Annotated in this window: 25 protein-coding genes and 1 pseudogene; 14 read left to right on the forward strand and 12 right to left on the reverse strand. The window is 63.3% G+C overall.

Going from position 1 to position 26,115, the window contains the following annotated elements; genetic code table 11:
* Positions 1-3: 3 nt before the first annotated feature.
* Both glnA and V1286_RS17290 read left to right on the forward strand, forming a co-directional pair.
* A pseudogene (gene glnA, locus V1286_RS17285) lies at positions 4-165 on the forward strand (glutamine synthetase); the annotation flags it as partial.
* A 245-nt stretch (positions 166-410) separates the two neighbouring features.
* The gene (locus V1286_RS17290; protein ID WP_334481202.1) at positions 411-1,142 is read left to right on the forward strand and encodes a hypothetical protein; all 732 of its coding nucleotides are present in this window, start codon (positions 411-413) and stop codon (positions 1,140-1,142) included.
* Positions 1,143-1,308: 166 nt separating this feature from the next.
* Here the strand turns inward: V1286_RS17290 and V1286_RS17295 are convergent, their stop codons facing one another.
* From V1286_RS17295 to V1286_RS17310, 4 genes are all read right to left on the reverse strand, one after another.
* Positions 1,309-3,213 (reverse strand): PAS domain S-box protein, encoded by a 1,905-nt coding sequence (locus tag V1286_RS17295; RefSeq protein WP_334481204.1) that lies wholly within the window; start codon positions 3,211-3,213, stop codon positions 1,309-1,311.
* 207 nt (positions 3,214-3,420) lie between these two features.
* Positions 3,421-4,488: an extracellular solute-binding protein gene (locus V1286_RS17300; protein ID WP_334481205.1), complete on the reverse strand. Its 1,068-nt coding sequence runs from the start codon at positions 4,486-4,488 to the stop codon at positions 3,421-3,423.
* A gap of 39 nt (positions 4,489-4,527) precedes the next feature.
* Positions 4,528-5,298, reverse strand: coding sequence for a gamma-glutamyl-gamma-aminobutyrate hydrolase family protein (locus V1286_RS17305; RefSeq protein WP_334481206.1), 771 nt, complete (start codon positions 5,296-5,298; stop codon positions 4,528-4,530).
* A 123-nt stretch (positions 5,299-5,421) separates the two neighbouring features.
* Positions 5,422-6,150 (reverse strand): hypothetical protein, encoded by a 729-nt coding sequence (locus tag V1286_RS17310; RefSeq protein ID WP_334481208.1) that lies wholly within the window; start codon positions 6,148-6,150, stop codon positions 5,422-5,424.
* A gap of 118 nt (positions 6,151-6,268) precedes the next feature.
* Here V1286_RS17310 and V1286_RS17315 point away from each other — a divergent pair, with 118 nt between their 5' ends.
* Positions 6,269-7,399 (forward strand): AI-2E family transporter, encoded by a 1,131-nt coding sequence (locus tag V1286_RS17315; RefSeq protein ID WP_334481210.1) that lies wholly within the window; start codon positions 6,269-6,271, stop codon positions 7,397-7,399.
* Between the two features lie 6 nt (positions 7,400-7,405).
* Here V1286_RS17315 and V1286_RS17320 read toward each other — a convergent pair whose 3' ends face one another.
* Positions 7,406-7,708, reverse strand: coding sequence for an antibiotic biosynthesis monooxygenase family protein (locus V1286_RS17320; protein WP_108513521.1), 303 nt, complete (start codon positions 7,706-7,708; stop codon positions 7,406-7,408).
* Between the two features lie 220 nt (positions 7,709-7,928).
* Between V1286_RS17320 and V1286_RS17325 the strand changes: the two genes are divergently transcribed.
* The gene (locus V1286_RS17325; protein ID WP_334481213.1) at positions 7,929-10,079 is read left to right on the forward strand and encodes a carboxypeptidase regulatory-like domain-containing protein; all 2,151 of its coding nucleotides are present in this window, start codon (positions 7,929-7,931) and stop codon (positions 10,077-10,079) included.
* Between the two features lie 11 nt (positions 10,080-10,090).
* Here V1286_RS17325 and V1286_RS17330 read toward each other — a convergent pair whose 3' ends face one another.
* From V1286_RS17330 to V1286_RS17350, 5 genes are all read right to left on the reverse strand, one after another.
* Positions 10,091-10,327 carry a hypothetical protein gene (locus V1286_RS17330; protein WP_334481216.1) on the reverse strand — a complete coding sequence of 79 codons (237 nt, stop codon included), beginning with the start codon at positions 10,325-10,327 and terminating at the stop codon, positions 10,091-10,093.
* A 119-nt stretch (positions 10,328-10,446) separates the two neighbouring features.
* Positions 10,447-11,664 carry a GGDEF domain-containing protein gene (locus V1286_RS17335; protein WP_108514058.1) on the reverse strand — a complete coding sequence of 406 codons (1,218 nt, stop codon included), beginning with the start codon at positions 11,662-11,664 and terminating at the stop codon, positions 10,447-10,449.
* Between the two features lie 234 nt (positions 11,665-11,898).
* Entirely contained in the window at positions 11,899-12,375 is a 477-nt protein-coding gene (rpsI, locus tag V1286_RS17340) for a 30S ribosomal protein S9 (RefSeq protein ID WP_108513524.1), read from the reverse strand.
* Between the two features lies 1 nt (position 12,376).
* On the reverse strand, positions 12,377-12,841 hold the full coding sequence (rplM, locus tag V1286_RS17345; protein WP_057858836.1) for a 50S ribosomal protein L13: 465 nt from the start codon (positions 12,839-12,841) through the stop codon (positions 12,377-12,379).
* Positions 12,842-12,995: 154 nt separating this feature from the next.
* The gene (locus V1286_RS17350; RefSeq protein WP_108513525.1) at positions 12,996-13,424 is read right to left on the reverse strand and encodes a PaaI family thioesterase; all 429 of its coding nucleotides are present in this window, start codon (positions 13,422-13,424) and stop codon (positions 12,996-12,998) included.
* 86 nt (positions 13,425-13,510) lie between these two features.
* Between V1286_RS17350 and V1286_RS17355 the strand changes: the two genes are divergently transcribed.
* From V1286_RS17355 to nadC, 8 genes are all read left to right on the forward strand, one after another.
* Positions 13,511-14,335: an enoyl-CoA hydratase gene (locus V1286_RS17355; protein WP_334481219.1), complete on the forward strand. Its 825-nt coding sequence runs from the start codon at positions 13,511-13,513 to the stop codon at positions 14,333-14,335.
* Between the two features lie 125 nt (positions 14,336-14,460).
* A complete protein-coding gene (locus V1286_RS17360; protein ID WP_334481220.1) occupies positions 14,461-15,045 on the forward strand; it encodes a CoA-binding protein in 585 nt (194 codons plus the stop codon).
* Between the two features lie 164 nt (positions 15,046-15,209).
* Positions 15,210-16,490 carry an O-acetylhomoserine aminocarboxypropyltransferase gene (locus V1286_RS17365; protein ID WP_334481222.1) on the forward strand — a complete coding sequence of 427 codons (1,281 nt, stop codon included), beginning with the start codon at positions 15,210-15,212 and terminating at the stop codon, positions 16,488-16,490.
* Between the two features lie 262 nt (positions 16,491-16,752).
* Entirely contained in the window at positions 16,753-17,244 is a 492-nt protein-coding gene (locus V1286_RS17370) for a hypothetical protein (RefSeq protein WP_334481223.1), read from the forward strand.
* Positions 17,245-17,280: 36 nt separating this feature from the next.
* Entirely contained in the window at positions 17,281-18,237 is a 957-nt protein-coding gene (locus V1286_RS17375) for an NUDIX hydrolase (RefSeq protein ID WP_334481224.1), read from the forward strand.
* Positions 18,238-18,291: 54 nt separating this feature from the next.
* Positions 18,292-19,278: a quinolinate synthase NadA gene (nadA, locus tag V1286_RS17380; RefSeq protein ID WP_334481226.1), complete on the forward strand. Its 987-nt coding sequence runs from the start codon at positions 18,292-18,294 to the stop codon at positions 19,276-19,278.
* Complete coding sequence (locus V1286_RS17385) at positions 19,275-20,828, forward strand: L-aspartate oxidase (protein WP_334481227.1); 1,554 nt, start codon at positions 19,275-19,277, stop codon at positions 20,826-20,828. The genes nadA and V1286_RS17385 overlap by 4 nt, the downstream gene beginning before the upstream one ends.
* Complete coding sequence (nadC, locus tag V1286_RS17390) at positions 20,825-21,694, forward strand: carboxylating nicotinate-nucleotide diphosphorylase (protein ID WP_334481229.1); 870 nt, start codon at positions 20,825-20,827, stop codon at positions 21,692-21,694. Before V1286_RS17385 ends, nadC begins: the two co-directional genes overlap by 4 nt.
* Positions 21,695-21,703: 9 nt before the next feature.
* Here the strand turns inward: nadC and V1286_RS17395 are convergent, their stop codons facing one another.
* Together V1286_RS17395 and V1286_RS17400 are read right to left on the reverse strand one after the other, a co-directional pair.
* Positions 21,704-22,528, reverse strand: a complete 825-nt coding sequence (locus V1286_RS17395) for an FTR1 family iron permease (RefSeq protein ID WP_334481231.1) — start codon at positions 22,526-22,528, stop codon at positions 21,704-21,706.
* Between the two features lie 152 nt (positions 22,529-22,680).
* On the reverse strand, positions 22,681-23,772 hold the full coding sequence (locus V1286_RS17400) for a COX15/CtaA family protein (protein ID WP_334481233.1): 1,092 nt from the start codon (positions 23,770-23,772) through the stop codon (positions 22,681-22,683).
* A gap of 118 nt (positions 23,773-23,890) precedes the next feature.
* On the opposite strand from V1286_RS17400, the gene V1286_RS17405 reads away from it, so the two are divergent.
* Positions 23,891-24,103: a DUF2842 domain-containing protein gene (locus V1286_RS17405; RefSeq protein WP_334481234.1), complete on the forward strand. Its 213-nt coding sequence runs from the start codon at positions 23,891-23,893 to the stop codon at positions 24,101-24,103.
* A 175-nt stretch (positions 24,104-24,278) separates the two neighbouring features.
* Positions 24,279-26,060, forward strand: a complete 1,782-nt coding sequence (locus V1286_RS17410; RefSeq protein WP_334481235.1) for an adenylate/guanylate cyclase domain-containing protein — start codon at positions 24,279-24,281, stop codon at positions 26,058-26,060.
* Positions 26,061-26,115: the final 55 nt, after the last annotated feature.

Below are 26,115 nucleotides of genomic sequence, written 5' to 3' on the forward strand. Positions count from 1 at the left end.
GGTGAACTGGTGGAAAATCTCGACAAGGACCGCGCGTTTCTCAAGAGCGGCGGCGTGTTCGACGACGACTTCATCGACAGCTTCATCTAGCTGAAGATGACCGAAGTCGAGCGCTTCGAGATGACCCCGCACCCGGTGGAGTTCGACATGTACTATTCGCAGTGATCGCTGGCGGATTTTCCGCCGGCACACTGGCCGAGAAATGCGAAAGGCGCTCCTTGCGGGGCGCCTTTTGTTTTTGCAGCGGTCATTTCCACCTATGCCAGCAATCCGGGCTTCCACGTGATCTTGCGGTTCCCGAATCCCAATGAAGTCAAAACTTCTCCTAAATTGTGGCGGTGATTGTCGCTTTTAGACCTCGCTGGCGAGGTACTGGTGCAGGATAACAAATAAGAGGCGGCATCGACCAAATGGCGACAAAAGACGGTTTCCCGCCGGACGATCGTTATCCTGTCTTTCTCTCCGAGCAAGCCGAAGAAACCGTGCAGCAGGATATCGGGAAGGCTTTGGGCAGAGCGGCTCTCTCGTCACGTATCCTCAAGGCGAGTATTTTGGGGGTGACGGCGACAGCAGCGATCGGTATCGCGATCCTGTCGGTGGGAGATCCAGTCGCGCTCGTTGCGAACGTCACGGCTACATGGGTCGACAAGCCGGCGCTTCAGCCTGACACCGATCCGCCGGCACCAGCAATTCAATCAATCGCCGGCACTCAGGATTTGCCGTCGACGACAAGTGAGGCGCCGCCGCGCGACGAAATTGCTGCGGCTGTTGAACCTGCTGATCAGAACCAGGCCGAGATCGCCCACCCGCTCACCGAAGCCTTGTTCAAGCAATTCCAGGCCTGGGCGGACGAACAAGATACACGGGCACAGGTCGAGCCCAAACAGCCCGTGCAAGTTGCTCCTGTACGGGTGGCGCAAGATGCCCCAGCGCAGGTCCGGCCCGTGAAAAAGCACCGACGGGTCCGGTCCGTGCAAAATGCTCGAGCAGAGATCCGGCCCGCGCGACATCATCGAGTGAGGACCCGGGAAGAAAGTGCACCGATGCCGATCGCGCCAGTACCGGACGCCCGAGCACCGGAGCAGCAGCCAGTGCAAAATAGCCAGACACCTGGGCTCTTGCAAAGCTTCGGTTTTCGCTAACGCAGCGTCACCGCAACTACGCTTCGTCGCGACCTCCGATGCAGCCAGCGTAGCCTTGGCGAGCGTGCAGCAAGCGTAGCCCGGATGAGCGAAAGCGACATCCAGGATTTTCGCTGCCCCCGCATATCGCTGCGCTCATGCGGGCTTACGTATTGCTTGTTCGCGGCTACTTCTTTTCCGGCGGATTATCTCTCAGAAACCGCTCCAGATCCTCCTGCACCGAATACGGCAGCGGGATCGGATCGCCCATGTGGTCGATCGCGCGGTCGAGGCAGAGCCGCACCATGCGCGCGAGTTCGGCCTTGCGATACGGCTTGGTCAGCAGCAACACACCTTCGCCAAGATGCCCGCTCGCATCGAACGCGCCGAAGGTGTTCCCAGAGGTGTAGAGCACCCGGAGCGGCCGGCGCAGTTCGGCGACCTGTTGCGCGAGCTGCCGGCCGTTCATGGCGCCGGGCATGATGATGTCGGTGAACAGGAGGTCGAACGCTGCGCCGGAATTCACCAGTTCGAGAGCGTGGGTCGCGTTGGAAGCGACAATGACCTTGTAGCCGAGACTTTCGAGACGGCCGGTGACATGCGCCCGCACGACATCATCATCCTCGACGCACAGGATGGTTTCCGATCCCCCGCGCAGTTCGTCGTCGTCAGGCGGCGAGGCATCGCTTGCCGGAAGCGCGTCCGAAGGCTCGACGTCGGCCTTCGGCAGATAGATGCGGAAACAGGCGCCCTTGCCCTCCTCGCCATCGACCACGACGCTGCCGCCGGACTGCTTTGCAAAGCCGAACACCATGCTCAGCCCAAGTCCGGTGCCGGTGCCGAACTGCTTGGTCGAAAAGAACGGCTCGAAAATCCTGTCGCGTATGGCAGGCGGAATGCCGGCGCCGCTATCGATGACCTCGACGGCGACGTAGTCGCCCGCGCCGAGACCGCCCACTTCGGCGTCGCATGCATCGCGCGTGAAATTACCCGTCCTGAACAGCAGCCTCCCCCCATTAGGCATAGCGTCGCGGGCATTGATGGCGAGATTGACCAGCGCCGACGTGAGCTGGCTGCGATCGACCAGGGCCAGCCAAGCCTGTTCGCTCAACGCCGTCCCGATCTCGATCCGCCTTCCGAGCGTCGGCGCCAAGAGCTTGATCACCTCCTCGATCAGCGCATTGACGTCGGTCTCAAGCGGCCGCAACGGCTGCTTTCTGGCAAAGGCAAGCAGGTTCGCCGTGAGCTGCGACGCCCGGTCGGCCGCGTCATTGATCATTTTGGCGATCGACGTCAGCGCCGGATCGTGCTTGACGCCGTCGGCCAGGATTTCGATCGTGCCCGTGATCACGGTGAGCATGTTGTTGAAGTCGTGGGCGATGCCGCCGGTCAATTGCCCGACCGATTCCATCTTCTGCGCCTGGAACAATTGTTCTTCAGCGGCGCGCTTTGCGGTGATGTCCCTGACAAACGCATTGATGAGGTAGCCTTCACCGCGGCGCAGCGCCGTCAGCGACACCTCTGCGAAGAATTCGCGTCCATCCTTGTGCAACAGCGGCGTTTCGTATCGCCCGCCGGCGGCGTCGCCCGATGCCTCGCTCAGGAAGCGGTCCACCCATTGCCGGTGCACGGGGCGTTGTGCTTCCGGAAACACCAGCTCTTCCACGCTCCTGCCTACGGCGTCCGCGCGTGTCCATCCCATCAAGGCCTCGGCGTGCGGGCTCCAGTCGAGAATGACGCAGGACCCATCGGTCTGGACGAAGGCATCGAGCGCGTTTTCGACGATCGCCTGCGCCATTTCACTGTCGGTCAGCGCCTGATGAGCGAGCCCATGCTCCCGTCCGCTGCGACCATCCACGGGGCCAGTGACGTCGGGCAGCGCGCTACGCCAAAATCGCGCAGGACCGGCAGCGACAGCCACCGCGAGCACGCCGGCAATCGTACCGCCCAGCAGCGCCGCGCTGACAATCGTCGCCAGAGGCCCGCCCGGCGTGGCTTGCGTCGCAAAATAATAGGTCACTGCACTCACGACGCAGGACGTCACGACGACCAGCAACGCCATCGCCAGCGCGAGCCGTCTTGGTTGCGTCATGGCTTCACCAGTCTGGAGATGATGGATGACTTAGCCGACTTCCCGGACCCGATCCCATCTTTTCCGCCTCCGTAGAAGTACGGAGGACGCTTGATACAGGCCGCCTTTATGATTCGTCCCAAAATTCGGATGGTTGCAGTACTATCCAATGATTCCTTTTAGTTGCAACCGCTTTCGGCGTATTTCCCGCGCTGGAGGGTGCCGGCATCACACCCCGAAGATCTTGGCGTAGCGCGCCTTGATCTCCTCGCTTTGCGCCTGCACCTGGGCCGGATCGGCCTTCAGCAGTTTCAAGCTGGAAAGCGGGATGTGCTCGCCTTTCTCCTTCACCTGCGAGTGAAAGGAGCGATGCGCAAAGACGTCGACCAGCATCTGCTGGGCCTCCGCGCTGAAGAAGAAGCTCTGGAAAAGCCTTGCCGCATTCGGATTCGGCGCGCTGCGGAAAATGCCTGATGGCACGATGATCAGCGGCGAGCCTTCGGCCGGATACACCACCTCGACCGGCTTGCCCTGGTCCTTCAGCAGCACGAGATTGTAATCATTGCCGTCGGCCATCACGGCACGCTCGCCGAGCAGGATCTTCTTCGGCGGATCGGCGGCCGATTGCACCTGCATGATCTTCTGCTGCGCGAGCTTCTCCAGATACGGCCAGCCGAGATCACGCGCCAGCAGGAACGTCGTGGTCAGAATAGCGCCGCTGTAGCCGGGATGGGCCTTGACCATCTTGCCCGTCCACTTGGGATCGAGCAGGTCGGCATAGCTTTTCGGCGCCTCCTCGCGCTTGACGAGGTTGGTGTTGTAGCCGATCGCTTCCGTCCAGGCGCAGGACGTCGCGTACATGCCGTCCCGGTCGATCTGATCGGAGGGAAAATGCCGGACCACGTCGCTCGGAAGGTAAGGCGCCAGCCAGTCGTTCTTCTTCCATTCGAGATAATGCGCGGTATCGGTCGAATTGGTGACGTCGACGGCCTTGATGCCGCTTCCCTGCTCCTGCGCGATGCGCTGGAAAATCCGCTCCGCACCGGAGCGCTCCACGCGTACGGTGATCCCAGGATATTTCGCCTCAAAAGTCCTCGCCAGTCGCTCGGCGGTATTGAGTTCAAGCGCCGAATAGAACGACAGCTTGCCCTCCTTCTTCGCGGCTTCGATCAGGGCCGGCGTCACCTCCTCCGCCGGCGGCACCGCGGCCTTCAGGGGTTCGGCAAACAGCAGGCCTGCAGCGGACGCCGTCGATGCCTTGAGCAGGTCGCGTCTCGACCATTTGCGGTCCCGCATCGCATCCTCCCTTGTCATGCGACCGTTCTTTGCGGTCGCCTAGCCGGTTCGCGCGTGCGCCTTCAGCGCCTCGCCGAACGCTTCGAACAGCTTTCGGTTGATCGGGTTGCGCTGCGGGTCGTACTCGGCGTGCCATTGGACACCGAGCGCAAAACTCGCGGCGTCCGCGATCCGGATTGCCTCGATGGTGCCGTCTTCGGCGATGCCTTCGATCACGACGCGCGCGCCAGGTTCGAGGATGCCCTGCCCGTGCAGCGAATTCACGCGGATGGTTTCGCAGCCGAGCAGATTTGCAAAGGTGCCGCCGGGCGTCAGGTGGACGTCATGGCGGTCGGCAAACACGACTGTCGGATCGGGATGGATTTCGCCATTCTCCAGCCGCGGCATGCGGTGGTTCATGCGGCCCGGGATCTCGCGGATTTCCGGATGCAGCGAACCACCGAAGGCGACGTTCATCTCCTGCAGGCCGCGGCAGATGCCGAAGATCGGCACGCCGCGGGCGACGCAGGCCTCCGTCAGCGCCAGCGCGACGTCGTCGCGATGGATATCGTAGGGCTCGTGCCTCTCATGCGGCTCGGTCTTGAAACGCGTCGGGTGCACATTGGCCCGCGCTCCGGTCAGCACCACGCCGTCGACGACGTCGAGAAGCGCGCCGACATCGGTAATCTCGGGCGAGCCCGCGAACATCAGCGGCAGCGCCCCTGCCACGTCGGTGACAGCGCGCAAATTGCGCTCTCCGACCATCTGGGTCTGGAAACGATTTTCGACGCGATAGGCGTTCCCGATCACACCGACCACGGGCCGTCTCATCGCAAAAATTCCGCTGTCATCGTCCTGTGCAAGGATATTCCGGGTTGGGCCATGATTGCAGAAGATAATGCCTGCGGCCCGGCTGCGGATCAATATCCGCAGAGCGGCAGCGGGGCTGCCCTGCTATTTCCGCGTGAAAGCCTCCTGGGCGCCGATCGCCTCGACCCCGGGCAACCCGGCCGCGCGGAGCGCCGTGGCCGCCGAATCGCCGGCACCGCTCAGCCACGGCAATTTTGCCTGGATTCCGCGCGTTACCGGCTCGCCCAGCACGCCGCCGAAATCAAGCGGCCAATATCCGTTCGGCACCACCTCAGTCGATATCCCCTGGAGGCGATAGCCCTTGCCGAGCACCGCTTCGGCATCGTCGGGCGGCACCAGGCGCGCAGTGCCGGGCGTGGCCGGATCGGTAAAACTGACGAACACCGGGATCAGCGCACCCTTCACCGGCACTGTGCCGGTCAGCCGGCTCATCTCGCTGAACGGCACGCGCTTGCCGGCTGCCGCCGCATAGGCCCGCAAGGCCACGTAGTTCATGTCGTCAAGGACGAGATTATTGTCGACATGGGCCAACAGCGCGACGAGGTTCTTGCCCTGCCCGAGATCGACCAAAACGGCGTCACCCAACGTGCGGGTCTGACCGCGGCGGGTGTAGCTGCGATCGGGATGGACGGCCATCACGCCAGAGGCCGACTTGCGCCCCTCCGGCGTCTCGACCTCGACCATCAGGCGATATTTGTGGGCAGGCCGGTTGATTCTGATCTGGTCGCCGATCACCAGCGCCGCCAGCAGCGCAATCGGGCCGAACCATTTGAAATTCATCTCATCCTCGCCGGCCCGCCATATCAGATTCATGCACCGCTTGGCATACCGGGTGCGACAGCGTCAAACCGGCGCGCGCCCGCCCGCTTGATCCCGGCCCGATTTTGACGAATGACTGGCGACGCAATATGTCTCACGAGAAGGAATCAACGTGACAGGTCCCGCTGACAATCGCCTTCAGGCCCGTAACGATCTGGCGTGGGCGATATCGGTCGGCGGCATCGGCGTGGTGCTGTTCACCGCCCTGCTCGCGTTCACCTGGCACTTCGCCGCGACGCTGTTTCTGATATTTTCCGGTATCCTGCTCGGCGTCGCGCTCAACGCCATGAGCAACCTGCTCGGGCGCGTGGTGCGGCTGCCGCATGCGCTGCGGCTCACAGTGGTCTGCCTGGTGGTTGCGGGCATGCTGTCGGGCATTGTCTTTCTCGGCGGCACCACGATCGCCCAGCAGACGACGGCGTTGAGCAACACGCTCAAATCGCAGCTCGTCAACGTCAAGGGTTTTCTGGAACGGAACGGCATCGACACCAGCTTCTTCGACTTCGGCACCGTGTCCTCGCCGTCGGATGATGCCGCGCCGGCAGCCCCAAGCGCTGCGCCGACGCCGCACGCACTTCCCAGCGCCGGCACGATTGCGGCCAGCGGTGGCGCCATCTTCAGCCAGAGCCTGAAACTGATTCTGGGCACCGCAAGCGCGGTCGGAAACTTCTTCATCGTGCTGTTCCTGGGAATAGCCTTTGCGACCCAGCCAAGCGTCTACCGCGACGGGCTGCTGTTCATGGCGCCTGCCCGACACCGCACGCGGGCGGTCGCGATCGTCGACCGGATCGGCGAGACGCTGGAGCGCTGGCTGATCGCGCAGATCATCACCATGATCGCGGTGTTTCTGGTGACCTGGATCGGGCTATCGATCATCGGCATCCAGAGTTCGTTCATTCTCGGCATCCAGGCCGGACTGCTCGCTTTCATCCCGACGGTGGGCGCGATCCTCGGCGGCCTGATCGTGGTGCTGGCCAGCGTCGCCTCGGGATGGGTCGCGGCCCTCTCCGCCTTCATCCTGTTTCTCGGCGTGCACGCACTGGAAAGCTACGTGCTGACCCCGATCATCCAGCGCCAGGCGCTGGATATTCCGCCGGCCACGCTGTTTGCGTTCCAGATCCTGCTCGGCGTCGTGTTCGGCATCTGGGGCCTGGCGCTCGCGCTGCCGCTGATGGCGATCGCCAAGGTGATGATCGACCATTTCAAGACCGAGCGTCTGCCGGCCGAAGCAGCGGCCGCCTGAACGCCCTTAGTCGGCCGTGGTCAGCACCGTCTCGGTGTGCTCGACCTCGGGCGGCGAAGCAAAATACGGCCCGACCAGCGCGCGCCAGGCGGTGAAATCTTCCGAGCCGCGAAAATCCACGGTGTGGTTTTCCAGCGTCTCCCACTGCGCCATCAGCCGGTAACGCTGCGGCTTCTCGATCGATTTGTGCAGCTCAAAGCCCTTGCCGCCCTTGGCGCGCAGAAACAGCGGACGCGCCTTGGCAACGGCAGCCTCGAAATCCTTCTCGGTGCCGGGCTTGACGTCGATTTGTGCGATTTCGGTGATCATCGGAGTTACGCCTTCTCATGAGAATTGGCGTGTCTAGCCCAGTCGCCCCAAAAGCAAAAGACATATGCGACGCTTGTGCGTTGCTGCGACGCACGCTGGCCGTTCGCGGCATCAAGCATGAGGAAATCGCGCGCGTGACATGCTCGCGCCTCAACCCTAATTTGATGTAGGCTTGCGCCAAACAACGAGCGGCAAGCTCACGGCCACGGGGAGAGAAGCGATGAATCTCAATCGGATCCTGTTCTCCTTCACCCTGGCTGCGGCAGCGGGCGTGCTCACCTTGGCGGCGCCGGCGCATGCGCAGCAACCGCCGGCGGTTGCGATCGACAATGACGACATCGGCGGCGTGGTAGCCGGACCCAACGGCCCGGAGGCCGGCGTCTGGGTCATCGCGGAAACGAATGAGTTGCCGACGAAATTCGCCAAGATCGTCGTCACCGACGATCAGGGCCGTTACGTGATCCCGGACCTGCCACTGAGCGTGAACTACGCGGTCTGGGTGCGCGGCTATGGGCTGGTGGATTCGCCCAGGTTGCGCGCCAAGCCCGGCCAGCAGGTCAACCTCACGGCGGTACCGGCCCCGAACGAGGCCGCAGCCGCCCATTATTATTCGGCGATCTATTGGTACACGATGATGAAGATCCCGCCGGCGAAGGATTTCGGCGGTACTACCGACATCCCGAAGGAGATCACGCAGGATATCTGGCGCCAGCGGATGAACAATGTCGACTGCATCGGCTGCCATCAGCTCGGCCAGGAATCCACCCGCACGATCCCGGGCGCGTTCGGCGAATTCAAATCGGGCGAGGAAGCCTGGATACGCCGCATCTCCTCAGGCCAGACCGGGGAATGGATGGTGAATCGGCTCGCGGGCCAGCTCGGCGGCGTACCGTTCAAGTATTTCGGCGACTGGACCGATCGGGTCGCCAAGGGCGAACTGCCGAAATCCAAACCGCCGCGGCCGGCCGGCATCGAACGCAACGTCGTCGTCTCGTCGTGGGAATGGGCGACGGAGAAGCACTTCGTCCACGATCTGATTTCCTCGGATCGGCGTTATCCGACGGTCAACGCCTACGGCCCACTGTACGGCGCGAACGAATACTCATCCGACGACATGCCGATCCTCGATCCGAAGACGCACAAGGTGACGTTCTCCAGGATGCCGGTCGCCGATCCCAATGCACCGGAATCTTTCGGCCCTCCGCTCCATGGCACGGCTCTCCTCAATCCGGTCAGCCCCTCGGCCTATTGGGGTGACGAGAAGATCTGGAGCCAGCGGACCAACAATCACAACAGCATGTTCGACAAGAAGGGCCGCGTGTGGTTGGCGGCGGCGGTGCGCGGCATCGAAAATCCGACTTACTGCCGGAAAGGGTCCGACCACCCGTCGGCCAAGGCCTTCCCGCTCGAACGTTCGGGGCGGCAAGTGACGGTGTTCGATCCCAAGACCCAGAAGTACAGCTTCATCGATACCTGCTTCGGCACCCATCACCCGCAGTTCGGCTACGATGCCGACGATACGCTTTGGGTTTCGGGGACCGGCCCCGTCGCCGGCTGGGTCAATACCAAGTTATGGGACGAGACCGGCGATGTCATCAAAGCGCAGGGGTGGGCGCCGTTCGTTCTCGACACCAACGGCAACGGCAAGGTCGACGAATACACCGAGCCGGGCAAGCCGGCAGAGGCGGACAAGGACATGCGGGTCGCCGGCTCAGGCCCCTACGCCGTGATGCCGCATCCGACCGACGGCTCGGTCTGGTACACCGTCAATGTGTTCGTCGGCCAGCCCGGCTTCATGCGCTTCGATCCCAAGACCAAACTGTCGGAGTTTTATGCCATTCCGAAGGAAGGCATCGGCGTTCGCGGCGGCGACATCGACAAGAACGGCGTGCTCTGGGGCTCGGGCTCGAACGGCAGCTTGATCCGCTTCGATCGCAGCAAATGCAAGAACCCGCTCAATGGTCCGAGCGCGACCGGCAACCACTGCGCGGAGGGCTTTTCCTACTTCAAATATCCGGGCCCCGGCTTTGAAGGGTTCGAGAGCTCGAGCGCCGAGGCGAGCTACTACACCTGGGTCGATCACCATAACACGGTCGGCCTTGGCGAGAACATCCCGATCTCCACCGCCAACCTCAACGACGGTTTCGTGGCCCTCAAGGACGGGCAGATGGTGATGCTGCGCATTCCCTATCCGCTCGGCTTTTTTGCCAAGGGCCTCGACGGGCGCATTGACGATCCGAGCGCGGGCTGGAAAGGCCGCGGGCTGTGGAGTTCGAGCGGCGATCGCACACCCTGGCTGATGGAGGGCGGCAAGGGCTCAAAGCCGCGGGCGGTGCATATTCAGGTGCGCCCCGACCCGTTGGCGAAATGAGGGATCAGCGCCTAGTTGAACAGCAGCACCGTGCCGGCGATCATCAGCGCACAGCCGATGAACATGATGGCCGGCCAGCGCATTCTGCGCTGATCATAACGCCCCTGCGCACGACGCTCCGTGATGAGCGCCATCTCGAATTCTTCCGAGGTCGAGAACATGCAGCCAAAACCGCCGCGGGCCGAGGCTGCGGCCGCTTCGAGCGACATCAGGGCAGCCTGTGGGTTTCGTCTGCGAGGTGAATCCATGGTGCAGAGGATATGGATGGAATGGTAAACGCGAGGTTACCGCGCATCGTTTCCGCCGCGATCCCCGCCGAAAGTGACAGATCGAACTCCGCAGATATCGCCTTGTTCGGTCGAAGCGTTCAGGTCGCCGCCGGCACATGGCGTTGCGAGGCTGCGCGGCCGGCGGTCTTGCGCCGCCAGTTCTCCAGCGACAGCGGCAGCTCTTCCGCGGCCTCGACCCGGTTACGGCCGCCGCGCTTGGCCTGATAGAGCGCGGTATCGGCCGCCGCCAGCAACACGTCGAGCTCCGTGCCCGCCGGACCGCCCGCGACGCCGATGCTGACGGTGGTGTCGACCGGACCTTCCTCGCAGGCGATGTTGGACGCCTCGAACGCCTCGCGCACGCGCTCGGCCACGATCACGCCCTCGTCCAGCGAACACGCCAACAACGCCGCGAATTCCTCGCCGCCGATCCGCCCCGACAGGTCGCTGATGCGCAAACTGCTGACCACGACGGTGGAGAACAGTTTGAGGATCTCGTCGCCTGCCGGATGGCCGAAGCGGTCATTGATGCTCTTGAAATGGTCGATGTCGAAAATCATCACCGTCACCGGCCGCCCCGCGGCAGCCTCGCGTTCGATCACCCGGTTGCTGGCCTCCGTGAAACCGCGGCGGTTCAGCATTCCGCTCAAGGGATCGACCGAAGCCGCGGTCTTGTGCACCGTCACGGCGCGGTCCGACACCAGCATGAAGATGACGAACACGGTGCCGATCGCGTACAGCACCAGTTCGATCGAAAACGCCGTCACCCAGATGCTGCTGGTGAAAGTTTCGTCATGCGGGCGCAGGAGGCTGCCGAGCAGGATCGGCAGCGCCAGCACGCAACCATGCATCACGGGCACGGCAATCGTCGGCCAGCGATTGTGCATCGTCCGCCGGCGTTCGCTCCACAATTCGGAAGCCGTCAGTCCCGCATAGATCGCGACGATCGCCGCCCCGACGATCAGCCGCATGGCGGGATTCAATGATGGCACAGCCAGCACCATGCTGATCCAGACGATCGCGCCGAACAACAGCCCTGGCAGATTGGGCTTGCGGCCGTGGAAGACGCGCGAGGCATTCCAGACCATGCCGCAGGCCACGAAGCCGAGCGCATGCAGCGCCAGCAACAGCGGCTCGCCGAGTCTGGCGCCGCCGATGGTCCAGATCGCCACCGACGATGCGCCAAGCAGATAGGCCGTCCCCCACCACTTCAAGGCTGGAATGTTTTCCTGCTTGCCGAACAGCAGCAGCATGGCCCCGAGCATGCCTGCAACCATCGTGGCAAACAGATATAGCGTGGAAGTATCGAACGACATGGGCTCACCCGAACGCGTGTGATGCAACTTGTTCGGCGCACACTGAAATGCAATTTCGCGCCATCGCATTGGGGACACTAGGAGCGCCGTGTTCCATTTTCGTTTGTGCGGGTAAGCAAGTTTTCACGAAAATCCGTGGTAACCCATCACTAAATAGTAAGCAAAAAGGGCGCCCGATCGGGCGCCCTTTTTCTTTCGCGAATGCAGCAAGCACTGCAAATTTTAGCGAAGCAATTAGCGCTTCGAGAACTGGAACGACTTGCGCGCTTTCGCCCGGCCGTACTTCTTGCGCTCCACGGTGCGGGAGTCGCGGGTCAGGAAGCCGCCCTTCTTCAGGACGCCGCGCAGATCCGGTTCGAAGTTCGTCAGCGCCTTCGAGATGCCGTGACGCACGGCACCCGCCTGGCCCGACAGACCGCCGCCGGCGACCGTGCAGATGACGTCGTACTGGCCGGCGCGCGCGGCGGCGACCAGTGGCTGCTGGATCAGCATGCGCAGAACCGGGCGGGCGAAATAGACTTCGACTTCGCGGGTGTTGACCACGATCTTGCCGGCGCCCGGCTTGATCCAGACGCGGGCAACCGCGTCCTTGCGCTTGCCGGTGGCATAGGCGCGGCCGTATTTGTCGACCTTCTTGACGTATTTCGGCGCTTCGGGAGCGGCCGTCTTCAGCGACGCCAACTGGTCGAGAGACTGCATGGTATCCGACATCTTATGCGGCCCTCATGTTCTTGCGGTTCATCGAAGCGATATCAACCTTCTCGGGCTGCTGGGCTTCATGCGGATGTTCGGCGCCGGGATAAACGCGCAGATTGCCCATCTGTACACGGCCGAGCGGACCGCGCGGGATCATGCGCTCGATGGCCTTCTCGACCACGCGCTCGGGGAAACGACCCTCGAGGATCGACTTCGCGGTGCGTTCCTTGATGCCGCCGATGAAGCCGGTGTGCTTGTAGTAGACCTTGTTGTCGCGCTTGCGGCCGGTCAGCACGACATGCGCCGCATTGATGATGACGACGTTGTCGCCGCAATCGACGTGAGGCGTGTAGGTCGGGAGGTGCTTGCCGCGCAGGCGCATGGCGACGAGCGTGGCGAGACGGCCGACCACCAGACCCTTGGCGTCGATCAGCACCCACTTCTTCGTCACCTCGGCGGGCTTTGCCGAATAGGTTTTCATGTGAGGAAATCCGTGAAAATGGAAATCGGCGCCAGATGCGCCGAACTGGGCGGTTTCTAGAGAACGGCGCGTTGTCCGTCAACGCCGGCGCGCATAAATTATCTCTGCAAGAACAGTCACTTATAAATATGGTGCAATAGTACCGCTAAAAACCCTACGTATTTGGAATGGAGTAGGTCGCCGTCACATGGGCGATCGGATCGGGCGACGATCCCGACAGCAGGTTGACCTCGCCGACCGCCAGGCGCTTGCCGAGCTTCAACAGCTTCGCCGCGGCCAGCACGTCCTGGCCTGGCAGGCCCTTACGCAGGAAATTGATGTTGAGGTTGGTAGTTACCGCCAGTCCCACCGGGCCGATCGCCGAGAGCAGCACCACATACATCGCGAAATCAGCCATCGCCATCAGCGTCGGCCCCGACACCGTGCCGCCCGGACGCAGCATGCGCTCGTCATAGCGCCGCCGCAGCAGGCAGGTTTCGCCGTCGGCGCTCTCGATGGTGATATCGCCGTCGCTGAAGGCCTGCGGAAATTCCTCGCGGAGGAACTTCTCCAGCTCAGCCACGCTCATTTTCGCTGCCGCCATGCCGCCCCTGCCCTCGCATCAGGGTGCCTGTTACATTAGGTTGTCATCAAAGCCCAAATAAAAATCTCGGAGTGGAAACCTCAGAAATGCCCGCCCAGACTGCTCGCGCGCCCACGCCACAACCTCCGATCCTGCTGCAGGAAAATGTCGGCAGCATCCGCCTGCTCACCCTCAACCGACCGGCAGCGCGCAACAGCCTCTCGGAGGGCCTGATCGCCGAGCTGCACGGCGCGCTGAAGCAAATCCACGACGACAACAGCGTCCGCGCCGTCGTCATCGCGGCCAACGGTCCGGCCTTCTCCGCGGGCCACGACATGAAGGAGCTGACCGCGCGCCGCAGCGATGCCGATCGCGGACGCGCCTATTTCGGGCAGATCATGAACGCCTGCAGCGCGATGATGCAGGCGGTCGTGCATCTGCCGAAGCCCGTGGTCGCTGCCGTGCAGGGCATCGCGACCGCCGCCGGCTGCCAGCTCGTGGCAAGCTGCGATCTCGCGGTCGCCTCCGAGGCCGCGGGCTTCGCCACCCCCGGCGTCGATATCGGCCTGTTCTGCTCGACGCCCATGGTGGCGCTGTCGCGCAACATCCCGCGCAAGCAGGCGATGGAGATGCTGCTCACGGGCGAGCCGATTTCGGCGGCAACGGCGAAGAACATCGGCCTCGTCAACCGCGTCGTCGCCGCCGGCACCGAACGCGATGCGGCGATCGCGCTGGCACAGAAGGTTGCGCTCAAATCCGCCTATACCGTCAAGCTCGGCAAGGAGGCGTTCTATCGCCAGGCCGAAATGAGCCTTGCCGACGCCTACCGCTATGCGGCGGAAGTGATGACCGAGAACATGATGGCGCGCGACGCCGAGGAAGGCATCGGCGCCTTTATCGAGAAGCGCGAACCGAAATGGCAGGATAAGTGACGACGCAGAGCGTCGTCATTCCGGGGCTCACGAAGCGAGAACTACGATGCGCGATTGCGCATCGGAGAATCTCGAGATTCCGGGTTCTCGCTTCGCGAGCCCCGGAATGACCATGCAGGACCAAGATGAACCACGACAATTACGACGATAACTACATCCGCGGCATCCTCAACTCCGTGAAGTCGATCGCGATGGTCGGCGCCTCGCCGGTCAATGTGCGGCCGAGCTATTTTGCGTTCAAATATCTGGCACAGCGCGGCTACGACATGATTCCGGTCAATCCGGGTCACGTCGGCAACAGCCTGCTCGACAAACCCTTCGTCGCCTCGCTGTCGGATATCGGCCGTCCAATCGACATGATCGACATCTTCCGCAATTCCAGCCACATCATGCCCGTCGTCGACGAAGCCCTGACATTGTCGCCGCCGCCGAAAGTGATCTGGATGCAGCTCGGCGCGCGCGACGACGCGGCTGCCGAGAAGGCCGAAGCCGCCGGCCTCAAGGTGGTGATGAATCGTTGTCCCAAGATCGAGTATGGACGGCTGTCGTCGGAAATTTCATGGATGGGCGTCAATTCGCGCACGCTGAGCTCGAAGCGCGCGCCGATCCCGACCCAGGGGATGCGGCTGTCGCTCAACCGGATGAGCGTCGGCGGCGGCGCGACCGCAGCATCGGATCGCGCCGCAAAGAACAAAAGCGAGCCGACGTGACGCAATACGAAACGATCGTTTCGAACACGCCGCAAGAAGAAGCAGACGCATTTCTAATTCACGATATGTGATCCCCTCGCCTTGACGCCGGACGCGGCGGCGATCAGCATCTTCAGCGCATTTTCAAACAAGCTCAAGAACAAGCTCAAGAACAGGACGCACAGATGACCGACCGTCTCCCGGGATTTTCGACCCTTGCCGTGCATGCCGGCGCGCAGCCCGATCCCACCACCGGCGCACGGGTGACGCCGATCTATCAAACCACGTCCTTCGTGTTCAACGATGCCGACCATGCCGCCTCCCTGTTCGGGCTGCAGGCGTTCGGCAACATCTATACCCGCATCGGCAACCCGACCACCGCCGTGCTGGAAGAGCGCATTGCGGCGCTGGAAGGCGGCACCGCGGCGCTCGCGGTCGCCTCGGGACACGCGGCGCAGGTCGTCGTGCTGCAGCAACTGTTGATGCCCGGCGACGAGTTCATCGCCGCGCGAAAACTCTATGGCGGCTCGATCAACCAGTTCACGCATGCGTTCAAGAGTTTTGGCTGGAACGTGGCGTGGGCCGACCCTGATGATATCGGCAGCTTCGAGCGCGCGGTGACGCCGCGCACCAAGGCGATCTTCATCGAATCGATCGCCAATCCCGCCGGCAGCATCACCGACATCGAGGCGATTGCGGAAGTGGCCCGCAAGGCCGGTGTGCCGTTGATCGTCGACAACACGCTGGCGACGCCCTACTTGATCCGCCCGATCGATCATGGGGCCGATATCGTCGTGCACTCGCTGACGAAATTTCTCGGCGGCCACGGCAATTCGCTCGGCGGCGTCATCGTCGACGGCGGCACCTTCGACTGGTCAAAGGACAACAAATATCCGATGCTCAACGAGCCGCGGCCCGAATATCACGGCATCAGGATCCAGGAGACGTTTGGCAATTTCGCCTTCGCGATTGCCTGCCGCGTGCTGGGCTTGCGCGACCTCGGCCCGGCGATCTCACCGTTCAACGCCTTCATGATCCTGACCGGCATCGAGACGCTGCCGCTGCGCATGCAGAAGCATTGCGAAAACGCCAAGGCGGTCGCGGAATTCCTTGCCGGCCATTCCGCGGTGGCGTCGGTGAACTATGCCGGCCTCGCCAGCGACAAGTACAACAAGCTCGCGCGCAAATACGCGCCGAAGGGCGCCGGTGCGGTGTTCACCTTCAGCCTGCGGGGCGGCTACGACGCCGGCGTCAACCTGGTGTCGAACCTGAAACTGTTCTCGCATCTGGCCAATGTCGGCGACACCCGCTCGCTGGTGATTCACCCGGCATCGACCACGCACAGCCAGCTCGACGACGCCGCCAAGGTGAGATCCGGCGCCGCGCCCGATGTCGTACGCCTGTCGATCGGCATCGAGGACAAGGAAGACCTGATCGCGGATCTGGAGCAGGCGCTGAGCGCGTAACGGCCCCTCGGCCGTCATTGCCCGCGACAAACGCGAAGCGTTTGCGCAAGGGAGCGAAGCGACGAAGCAATCCATTCTTTCTTCGTGCAGAAGGATGGATTGCTTCGCTTCGCTCGCAATGACGGAAACTCCTGTCTGCAATGCCAGCGACCGGCCGCGGCCTGCCCCCAAACAACTCTCATCCCCCAATCACAAGTCTCTCGTTAACGCTCATTCCGGCATAAAGTGGCGCTGAGCCGCCCTCGATGATTCGGAGCCAACGATGCTGCGCTGGATGACGCCATTCCTGATCGCGATCTTCGCGATCGGAACCGCCGCCGCCGACGAAATCCCCGCTCCCAAGAGCGCGGACAGCCCCGCCCCCAGGAGCGCCGAGGGCACCCCCGCCCCCAAGCGTGCCGCCCCCAAAAACGCCACGGTTCGCGCTGCCAGCAAACTGCCGCCCGGCCTGCCCCGCGCCCATTACAATTACCGGACCACCGTTGCGCCCGCCGCTGCCCCCCTTTATGTGCGCCGCGGCCGCACGCTGGTGGTCGAGGAAGAGGATCCTGACGTGCTGTTCACGCCGGTGGGCGTGGTGCCTTATGCGCCGCGCGTCTACGGCACGCCGCTGCTGCCGGGCTCTTCCACGCTGCCCGGCTATTACGGTACCAACCATTCCTACAGCTATGACGGCCCCTATTACGGCGGCCCGTCCTATGGCCCCTATTGGAACCGTCTGCCGTACGCTTGCGGCGTGTACGGATATTGCTAAACGCGCATTAGACAATAACGGAGACGGACGACCAACGTGGCAGGGGCACCGCGGAGAACCAGCAAGACGGGCGCTGCCAATGCGACCACGGCGGACCTCGTCGCCGTCCTCGTCGCCGTCACCGACGGCGAGCCCAAGATCATGACCATTGCCAACGACGGCGCGCTGCCGAGCGGCCCGTTCGAATTTGCGCACCGTTCGCTGCAGACGGGATTGCGGGCATGGGTCGAGGCGCAGACCGGCCATCCGCTCGGCTATGTCGAGCAGCTCTATACGTTCGCCGATCGCGGGCGGGCCGGCGACGCCAAGTCGCCGCATTCGATCTCGATCAGCTATTTGGGCCTGACCCGCGAAGACAAGGTCGGCGCGGGTTTTGAGGCGCATTGGTCCGGCTGGTACGAATATTTCCCATGGGAGGATCAGCGGGCCGGTCTCCCTGCTTCGCTGGCGAAGACATTGGCGTCGCGGCTGCGGGCATGGGCAAAGTCCGCGGCGACGACGAGCCTGCAGCGCGAACGCTGGCAGCGCGTCGCCATCACGTTTGGCCTCGACGATCGCGAATGGAACGAGGAGCTGGTGCTGCAGCGCTACGAGCTGCTCTATGAAGCTGGCCTAGTCCCGGAAGCCGTGCGTGACGGGGCACCGGCGACGACCGTCATTCCGGGCAAACCAATGACCGGAGATCACCGCCGCATTCTCGCCACCGGGATCGCGCGGTTGCGCGCCAAGATCAAATACCGTCCCGTGGTGTTCGAGTTGATGCCGGCGGAATTCACCCTGCTGCAACTGCAACGCAGCGTTGAGGCGCTTGCAGGCCGGCTGGTGCACAAGCAGAATTTTCGCCGCCTGATCGAGCAGCAGCAACTCGTTGAGGAAACTGGCGCAATCGCCGCCGATACCGTCGGCCGCCCGGCCAAGCTGTTCCGGTTCCGCCACGGCGTGCTGGCGGAACGGGCGATCGTCGGAACCAAGCTCCCGCTATCGCGCACTTGACATCGGTTATGCTCAGGATAAGTATAAGCCAAGATATACTCAAGGAGAGTATAAATGGCCAGCCTCAGCTCCACTGCACTCGCCCGTTCCGCAAAGCTTTACGACCGGGTCAAACGGGTCATCCCGCCGCCTGAATGGGCGGTTTTCGCCGAGGACGTCGACGCCATCCTCGAACTGAAGCGAAGCCGCAACGCGGTCGTCCTCGCGCATAATTACCAGACGCCTGAAATCTTCCACGGCGTCGCCGACATCGTGGGCGACAGCCTGTTGCTGGCGCGCGAAGCCACCAAGGTCGATGCCGACATCATCGTGCTGGCAGGCGTGCACTTCATGGCTGAGACGGCCAAGCTGCTGAACCCGGAAAAGACCGTGCTGATCCCCGACCTCGCGGCGGGTTGTTCGCTGGCCGACTCCATCACGGCGCAGGACGTGCGGCTGATGCGGCAGCGCTATCCCGGCGTCCCCGTCGTCACCTATGTCAACACCTCGTCGGCGGTGAAGGCGGAGTCCGATATCTGCTGCACCTCGGGCAATGCGCTCAAGGTCGTGGAGTCGCTCGGCGTCGAGCGCGTGATCATGCTGCCGGATGAATATCTGGCGCAGAACATCGCCACGCAGACGAACGTCAAGATCATCGCATGGAAAGGCCATTGCGAGGTGCACGAGCTGTTCACGGCATCCGACGTTCAGCAATTGCGCGAAAATCATCCTGACGTAACCATCCTGGCGCATCCGGAGTGCCCGCCCGAAGTGGTCGCGGAAGCCGATTTCTCTGGCTCGACGGCCGCGATGTCCGATTTTGTCGGCAAGCAGCGCCCGCCCAGGGTGGTGCTGCTGACGGAATGCTCGATGAGCGACAACGTTTCGGTGCTCCACCCCGACGTGGAGTTCATCCGGCCCTGCAATCTGTGCCCGCACATGAAGCGGATCACGCTGAAGAACATTCGCCATGCGCTGGAGACCGGCCGGCACGAGGTGACGATCGATCCCGCCATCGCTGTATCAGCCCGGCGTGCTGTCGAAAGGATGCTGGCGATATGAGCCCGGAGATTTCAGCGCTCAACGACCGTCCCGTCATCATCGGCGGCGGCGCCGCCGGATTGATGACGGCGCTGCAGATGGCGCCGGAACCGGTGTTGCTGCTGTCGAAGGCGCCGCTCGGCGCGGAGGCGTCGAGCCTGTGGGCGCAGGGCGGGCTTGCCGCCGCGATGGGCGGGGATGACGACCCTGCCCTGCATCTGGCCGATACGCTGGCTGCAGGCGCAGGCCTGTGCGACGAAGCCGTCGCTCGCCGAATCGTTCACGCGGCGCCTGCGGCGGTCGACCATCTCGCGAGGCTTGGCGTCGCCTTCGACCGGCGGCCCGATGGCGGCTGGCGGCTCGGCTTGGAGGCCGCACACAGCCGCAACCGGATCGTGCACGCCACCGGCGACGGCACGGGCCGCGAGATCATGCGCGCGCTGATCGCAGCGGTGCGCCGCTGTCCATCGATTACTCTGCTGGAAGGTGTCGAAGCGCGGAGCCTGATCGTCGAGGACAATGCCGTCAAGGGCGTTCTCGCCGTGAACGCGCAGGGTCCGCTCGTGATCGATACCGGCCGCGTGGTGATCGCGACAGGCGGCATTGGCGGGCTGTTTTTGGACAGCACCAATCCCGCCGGTTGCTTTGGCCAGGGGCTGGCGCTGGCGGCACGCGCGGGCGCAAAACTCTCCGATATCGAGTTCATCCAGTTTCACCCGACCGCCTTCGACGGGCCGTCGCGCCCGATGCCGCTGGTCACCGAAGCCGTGCGTGGCGATGGCGCAATCCTGATCGACGACACCGGGCAACGTTTCATGGCGGACCAGCCCGGCGCCGAACTTGCGCCCCGCGATATCGTCGCGCGTGCGGTCTGGCGCCGCCGCGCCGAAGGCCATCGCGTGTTCCTCGATGCGCGGAAACATCCGGGAGCGGAATTTGCAAAACGCTATCCCGTCATTTCCGCCTTCTGCAAAATGGCCGGGATCGATCCCGCGACCGATCCGATACCGGTCCGGCCGGCGGTGCACTACCACATGGGCGGGATATCGGTGGATATCGAAGGCCGCAGCAGCGTGAACGGGCTTTGGGCGTGCGGCGAGGTCAGCCGCACCGGGCTGCATGGCGCCAACCGGCTCGCCAGCAATTCGCTGATGGAAGCGATCGTCTGTGCGCAATGGGTCGCGCGGAGCGTCCAGGGCGCGAGCCGCGGTCCGCTGAAAACGCGCGCGGGCAATGCGCTTGCGCCCGCATCCGACCCTTCGGCCGTGCGGGCGATCCTGTCGCAAGGCCTCGGCGTGCTCCGCGACCGGCACGGCATCGAACGCGCGATCCGCGGCCTCTATCCGCTCGCCCGCGGCCACGGCGCGGCAACCGATCCCGCGCTGGTGGGACTGATGATCGCCGTCGCCGCCTGGCGGCGCGAGGAAAGCCGCGGCGGGCACTATCGAAGCGACTTCCCCGACGCCCTGCCGGCGGCCGTGCCTTCATCCATCTCGCTTGCAGACGCAGTCGGCACCGCCCGCGACGTCGTTGAAACCGGATCTCTGTCTGTTGGGAGTGCCCAGCCGTGACGCTTACGCCGCTTCTGCCCCTCATGTACGAGCCGCTGGTTCGAACCGCCCTGCTCGAAGACCTCGGACGCGCCGGCGACATCACGGCGGATGCGATCGTCCCGGCCGACAGGAACGCCTCGCTGGTGCTGCGCGCGCGCCAGCCCGGTGTCGTCGCCGGGCTCGACATCGCGCGCTGTGCATTTCAGCTCGTCAATCCTGCCATCCGGCTCATCGCCGAGCGGCCCGATAGCAGCGTCGTCACGCCGGGAGATGTGATCGCGACCATCGAAGGGCCGGCGCGCGGGTTGTTGACCGGCGAACGGACCGCACTGAACTTCCTCTGCCATCTCAGCGGCGTGGCCACCGCGACGGCCTCGCTGGTGTCGGCAGCACAAGGCACCAAGGCGCGCATCGTCTGCACCCGCAAGACCACGCCCGGATTGCGCACGCTGGAAAAATACGCGGTCCGTGCCGGCGGCGGCAGCAATCACCGTTTTGGCCTCGACGACGCCATTCTGATCAAGGACAACCACATCGCGCTATCAGGCGATGTCAGAACCGCGATCGAGCGCGCAAAAGCGCATGCCGGCCATCTCGTCAAGATCGAGATCGAGGTCGACACGCTGGCCCAGCTTGAACAGGTTCTCGCGATCGGCGTGGATGCCGTCCTGCTTGACAACATGACGCTCGAGCAACTGCGGCAGGCGGTGGCGATGACCGGCGACCGGGCAATCACGGAAGCTTCCGGCCGCATCACGGCCGAGACCGCCAAAGCGATCGCCGCGACCGGCGTCGACCTGATTTCAGCCGGCTGGCTGACCCACAGCTCCGCCGCGCTCGATATCGGGCTCGATTATCTCGGACTTAATCGGCAGGTAGCGTAGCGCGACGAGCTACTCAGCCGCGCGCATGGTGGCCTTGTTTGCGGCCTTGTCCTCGCGCATCAGGCGGTTGTTGCGCTGGACCACCGAATAGGTCGCCAGCGCAAACAGGATCACCAGGCCCTGGATCGAGAGCGCTTCCATCGATGGATTGAGGCCGATCGCGCTCAGGAAGGCCGAGCCCTTGACCTCGGTGACGGTGATGATCGCCTGTTCCTGGAACTCCTGCACCGCCTCGCCGATGAACTTGATCGCCATCACGAACAGGAACGCCGAGGTGATGATGAACAGCGGCCGCAGCGGCAGCTTTCGCGCAATCAGGTTGATGAAATAAAACAGCACGGCCAGCCCGAGCGTCGCCGCGGCAAGTCCGGCAAACAGCCCCGCGCTCCAGCCGCCTTCGGTCTTGGCGAGCGCATTGATGAACAGAACGGTCTCCGCGCCCTCGCGAAAGACCGCAAAGAACGCCAGCGCGCCGACCGCCCATATCGTATCCTGCGACAGGGCCTGATCGGCCTTGTGCGCGAGATATTCCTGCCAGCCGCGCGGATCCTGCTTCACCATCAACCAGCCGCTGACGTAGAGCATCAGGGCGGCGGCAAGCAGAATGATAATGCCTTCCAGGATGTCGCTGTGATCGCCCGAGTTCAGCACCGCAAACAACCAGGCCGCAACGAAGCTGGCCGCAACGGCGACGAGCGCGCCGGCATACAGCGCCTGAATGCGATGACCGGCGCCAGCCTTGGTCAGATAGCCCGCAAGCGCTGCGATCACGAGCATGGCTTCGAGCCCCTCGCGGAGCAGGATGACGGCGGCCTGGATGAATGCTGAGGACATGAGACGAGACCTGTTTTTGTTTCGTTTTATCGTCCAAACCATCCAAGTAAAGCGGTGCGGCCTCACACAAACGCGTCAAGGCCGTCGCACAGCAAGAACCCCCTGCAAATCGGGCACTTCCCGGAATGCCGGCAGATTAGAATTGCTCAATTTCAGCCGGGTTGGCCGAGCGGCAGAACCAGTTTCTGCCGGTCGTGTCCGACGCGGCGTGCAACCAGGCGTTCGGTCTGCAAGACCGCAAGCGTCAGCACCACGATCGCGACAGCCTGATGCGCCAGCGCCAGATCGATCGGCACCTGGTGCAGCAGCGTGAGGATGCCGAGCGCGGCCTGCAGCGTGATCGCGGCCACCAGCGACCACGCGCCGCCGATAACGGCAGCACCGGCTCGCGACCGCATGGCGTCGATGGCGTGAAGCACCGCCAGGATCAGTAGCGCATAGGCGGTCATGCGGTGCTCGAACTGCACGGTGAGCGTGTTGTCGAACAGATTGCGCCACCATGGCTCCTCGAACCACAGCCGCGCCGCCGACGGAATGAAGGCACCGTCGATCTCGGGCCAGGTGTTGTACACCCTGCCCGCCCGCAGCCCCGCGACCAGCGCGCCGAAATAAAGCTGGACGAAAGTCAGGGCGAGCAAAGCCACCCCGGATACCTTCAGCCACAACGGGACAACGGGATGCGGACGCGCGGTCATCCGCCGCAGCGTCCAGACGATTGAGGCAAAAATGATCAAGGCCAGCACCAGATGCGTCGCCAGCCGATACTGGGAGACCTCGGTCCGTTGCGTGAGGCCCGACGCGACCATCCACCAGCCGACCCCACCCTGCAGCGCGCCGAGGGCAAAGATCACCCACAGCCGCCGTTTCAGCTCCGCGCCCAGCGCGCCACGCCACAGGAAGTACAGGAACGGCAGCAGATAGACCGCGCCGATCACGCGCCCGAGCAGGCGGTGGCTCCATTCCCACCAGAAGATGGTCTTGAACTCCGCAAGGCTCATGCCGGCATTGAGTTCGCGGTATTGCGGGATGGCCTTGTAGCCCTCGAACGCCTGCACCCACTGCGCCTCGTTGAGCGGCGGCAGCGTGCCGGTCACCGGCTTCCACTCGACGATCGACAATCCGGATTCCGTCAGCCGCGTGGCGCCGCCGACCAGCACCATGACCGCGATCAGCGCGGCGACCACGATCAGCCACCATCTGACGGCGCCTGGATGCGGAGCCTGCTGTGCGGAACTACCGGTCATAAAACCCGTCTTGAAATCAGTCTTGGCCCGCCTTAAAGGCGCGCTTGATTGAAGTGGCGCGCCCCTTATAGTCCGCCCCTTCCCGCGCGCAACCCGCCACGAGCCTGACATATCCGCCATGACCATACGCACCCGCAAATTCTTCGGAACCATCGCACTTCTGGTGCTGGTCGTGGTGTGGTCGCTCTTGGGAATGACCATCGCCCAGACGCCATGGCTGGCCAATTCAGGCCTGCTGCAGGCGATCTTCTATGTCGTGGCGGGGCTTGGATGGGTGCTGCCGGCGATGCCGATCATCAGCTGGATGTCGCGGCCGGACCGGGCCGCTTAGGGCGTGTGCTCATAGAACGAGAGATGTCCGCTTTTGAAGGAAGGCTAAAGCAGACATGCGCTTGTCACTCGGGAATTTCGCCTCATGTGACCCATTTCGGACCTTGGGCGTAGCCGGACATCGACCCACAATCGTGCTATATAACCATTCGATTTCCCCAGTACGGGGGACCATCTTGAGCAGCGAGCACGTAGAGCGGCGACTGGCGGCTATTCTGGCGGCGGATGTCGCGGGCTCTTGCCGCTTGATAGGGATCGACGAAGAAGGCACGCTGGCGCGACTGAAAGCGCTTAGAAGGACGCTTTTCGATCCCAAAATCGCGCAGCATCACGGTCGTGTCGTCAAGAATACCGGGGACGGCGCTATCGCCGAGTTCGCCAGCGTGGTCGACGCAGTCCGATGTGCCGACGAAATTCAACGCGGCATGGCCGAACAAAATATCGACGTGCCGCAGGACAAGCGGATCGAGCTCCGCATCGGCATTCACGTCGGTGATATCATTATCGAAGAGAACGATATCTTTGGTGACGGGGTCAATATTGCAGTGCGTCTCGAAGGGATTGCAGAGCCGGGCGGTATCAGCATCTCGGACGACGCCCGTCGGCAAATTCGTGGCAAGGTAGATGTAACGTTTGAGGATTTGGGTTCGCAATCCTTGAAGAATATCGCCGAACCGATGCGGGTCTGGCGCGTCCCATACGGTCGCGCCGTGCCAGCCGTGCCGAACCGCTGGCCTGTTGATGAGACCCTTGCTCTGCCCAATAAACCCTCGATCGCAGTTCTCCCCTTCACCAACCTGAACTCCGATCCGGAACAGGAATATTTCGCGGACGGGATGGTAGATGACATCATCACAGCGCTGTCGCATTTCAAGGCGCTGTTCGTCATCGCCCGCAACTCGAGCTTCACCTACAAGGGGCGCGCCGTCGACGTGAAGCAGGTCGGGCGCGAGCTTGGGGTGCGCTACGTGTTGGAAGGGAGCGTCCGCAAAGCGGCAAACCGAGTCCGCATCACGGGACAGCTTGTCGATACCGCCACCGGGGCACATCTTTGGGCAGAACGGTTTGATGGTGGGCTCGGCGACGTCTTCGATCTGCAGGACCAGGTGACCGAGAGCGTTGTCGGGGCGATCGCGCCCGCGGTGGAAAAAGCCGAGATCGAGCGTGCCAAGCGCAAGCCGACCGAGAGCCTCGACGCCTATACGCTCTATTTGCGCGGTTTGGCCAGGTTTTATCAGTCTGCCAACCGGCAAGCGAACGACGAGGCATTGCGCCTGTTCAACCGCGCGATCGAGCTCGATCCGGATTTTGCGTCGGCCTACGGTCGTGCCGCCCTTTGCTACGTCATAGCCAAGACCAATGGCTGGTTTTCAGACACAGCGAACGAGATTGCCGAAGTGAAGAGGCTCGCCCAGCGGGCGGTTGAGTTGGGCAAGGATGACGCGATCGCGCTCGCCGCGAGCGGATGGGCGTTGGCGTTTGTTGTTCGCGATCTCGAGGCAGGGGCCGGCTTAATCGATCGCGCGCTTGTGCTCAATTCCAATTCGGCCGAGGCATGGTTTTGCGGCGGCTGGGTAAAAACCTTTCTTGGCGAGCAGGAACCGGCGATCGGGCGCTTCGCACGTGCCATGCGCCTGAGCCCACTTGATCCGCGGGTGAGCGGAATGCGGGCCGGGACCGCGTTTGCCCATTTCCTCCTGGGCCGCTATGACGAAGCGGCATCGTGGGCGGCAATGGTATTGCAGGACAATCCGGACCATCAACCTGGATTGCGGGTCGCCGCCGCAAGCAATGCAATGGCCGGGCGGCCGGAGCAAGCACATCAGGCAATGGCTCGGCTGCGGCAACTGAATCCTGCGCTACGTGTTTCCACTCTTAAAGCCGTGCTGGGCCCTTGGCCGGCCGACGATGTCGCGCGATATGAAGAAGGATTGCGGCAAGCCGGGCTGCCCGAATGACCATCGCAGAAAGATGCTCGCCCGTTGGGACAAGATGATCGAATAAGCGCGACTT

Source organism: Bradyrhizobium algeriense (assembly GCF_036924595.1).
Taxonomy (GTDB): domain Bacteria; phylum Pseudomonadota; class Alphaproteobacteria; order Rhizobiales; family Xanthobacteraceae; genus Bradyrhizobium; species Bradyrhizobium algeriense.

What these genes read in the sequence shown, in the direction of transcription:
- V1286_RS17385 (WP_334481227.1), top strand. Translation starts at nt 19,275, where the DNA reads ATGAGCCCGGAGATTTCAGCGCTCAACGACCGTCCCGTCATCATCGGC.
- V1286_RS17370 (WP_334481223.1), top strand. Translation starts at nt 16,753, where the DNA reads ATGCTGCGCTGGATGACGCCATTCCTGATCGCGATCTTCGCGATCGGA.
- nadA (WP_334481226.1), top strand. Translation starts at nt 18,292, where the DNA reads ATGGCCAGCCTCAGCTCCACTGCACTCGCCCGTTCCGCAAAGCTTTAC.
- V1286_RS17325 (WP_334481213.1), top strand. Translation starts at nt 7,929, where the DNA reads ATGAATCTCAATCGGATCCTGTTCTCCTTCACCCTGGCTGCGGCAGCG.
- V1286_RS17355 (WP_334481219.1), top strand. Translation starts at nt 13,511, where the DNA reads ATGCCCGCCCAGACTGCTCGCGCGCCCACGCCACAACCTCCGATCCTG.
- V1286_RS17365 (WP_334481222.1), top strand. Translation starts at nt 15,210, where the DNA reads ATGACCGACCGTCTCCCGGGATTTTCGACCCTTGCCGTGCATGCCGGC.
- V1286_RS17360 (WP_334481220.1), top strand. Translation starts at nt 14,461, where the DNA reads ATGAACCACGACAATTACGACGATAACTACATCCGCGGCATCCTCAAC.
- V1286_RS17305 (WP_334481206.1), bottom strand. Translation starts at nt 5,298, where the DNA reads ATGAGACGGCCCGTGGTCGGTGTGATCGGGAACGCCTATCGCGTCGAA.
- V1286_RS17330 (WP_334481216.1), bottom strand. Translation starts at nt 10,327, where the DNA reads ATGGATTCACCTCGCAGACGAAACCCACAGGCTGCCCTGATGTCGCTC.
- V1286_RS17400 (WP_334481233.1), bottom strand. Translation starts at nt 23,772, where the DNA reads ATGACCGGTAGTTCCGCACAGCAGGCTCCGCATCCAGGCGCCGTCAGA.
- V1286_RS17290 (WP_334481202.1), top strand. Translation starts at nt 411, where the DNA reads ATGGCGACAAAAGACGGTTTCCCGCCGGACGATCGTTATCCTGTCTTT.
- V1286_RS17350 (WP_108513525.1), bottom strand. Translation starts at nt 13,424, where the DNA reads ATGGCGGCAGCGAAAATGAGCGTGGCTGAGCTGGAGAAGTTCCTCCGC.
- V1286_RS17405 (WP_334481234.1), top strand. Translation starts at nt 23,891, where the DNA reads ATGACCATACGCACCCGCAAATTCTTCGGAACCATCGCACTTCTGGTG.
- rpsI (WP_108513524.1), bottom strand. Translation starts at nt 12,375, where the DNA reads ATGTCGGATACCATGCAGTCTCTCGACCAGTTGGCGTCGCTGAAGACG.
- V1286_RS17310 (WP_334481208.1), bottom strand. Translation starts at nt 6,150, where the DNA reads ATGAATCTGATATGGCGGGCCGGCGAGGATGAGATGAATTTCAAATGG.
- V1286_RS17295 (WP_334481204.1), bottom strand. Translation starts at nt 3,213, where the DNA reads ATGACGCAACCAAGACGGCTCGCGCTGGCGATGGCGTTGCTGGTCGTC.
- V1286_RS17320 (WP_108513521.1), bottom strand. Translation starts at nt 7,708, where the DNA reads ATGATCACCGAAATCGCACAAATCGACGTCAAGCCCGGCACCGAGAAG.
- rplM (WP_057858836.1), bottom strand. Translation starts at nt 12,841, where the DNA reads ATGAAAACCTATTCGGCAAAGCCCGCCGAGGTGACGAAGAAGTGGGTG.
- V1286_RS17335 (WP_108514058.1), bottom strand. Translation starts at nt 11,664, where the DNA reads ATGTCGTTCGATACTTCCACGCTATATCTGTTTGCCACGATGGTTGCA.
- V1286_RS17300 (WP_334481205.1), bottom strand. Translation starts at nt 4,488, where the DNA reads ATGCGGGACCGCAAATGGTCGAGACGCGACCTGCTCAAGGCATCGACG.
- V1286_RS17395 (WP_334481231.1), bottom strand. Translation starts at nt 22,528, where the DNA reads ATGTCCTCAGCATTCATCCAGGCCGCCGTCATCCTGCTCCGCGAGGGG.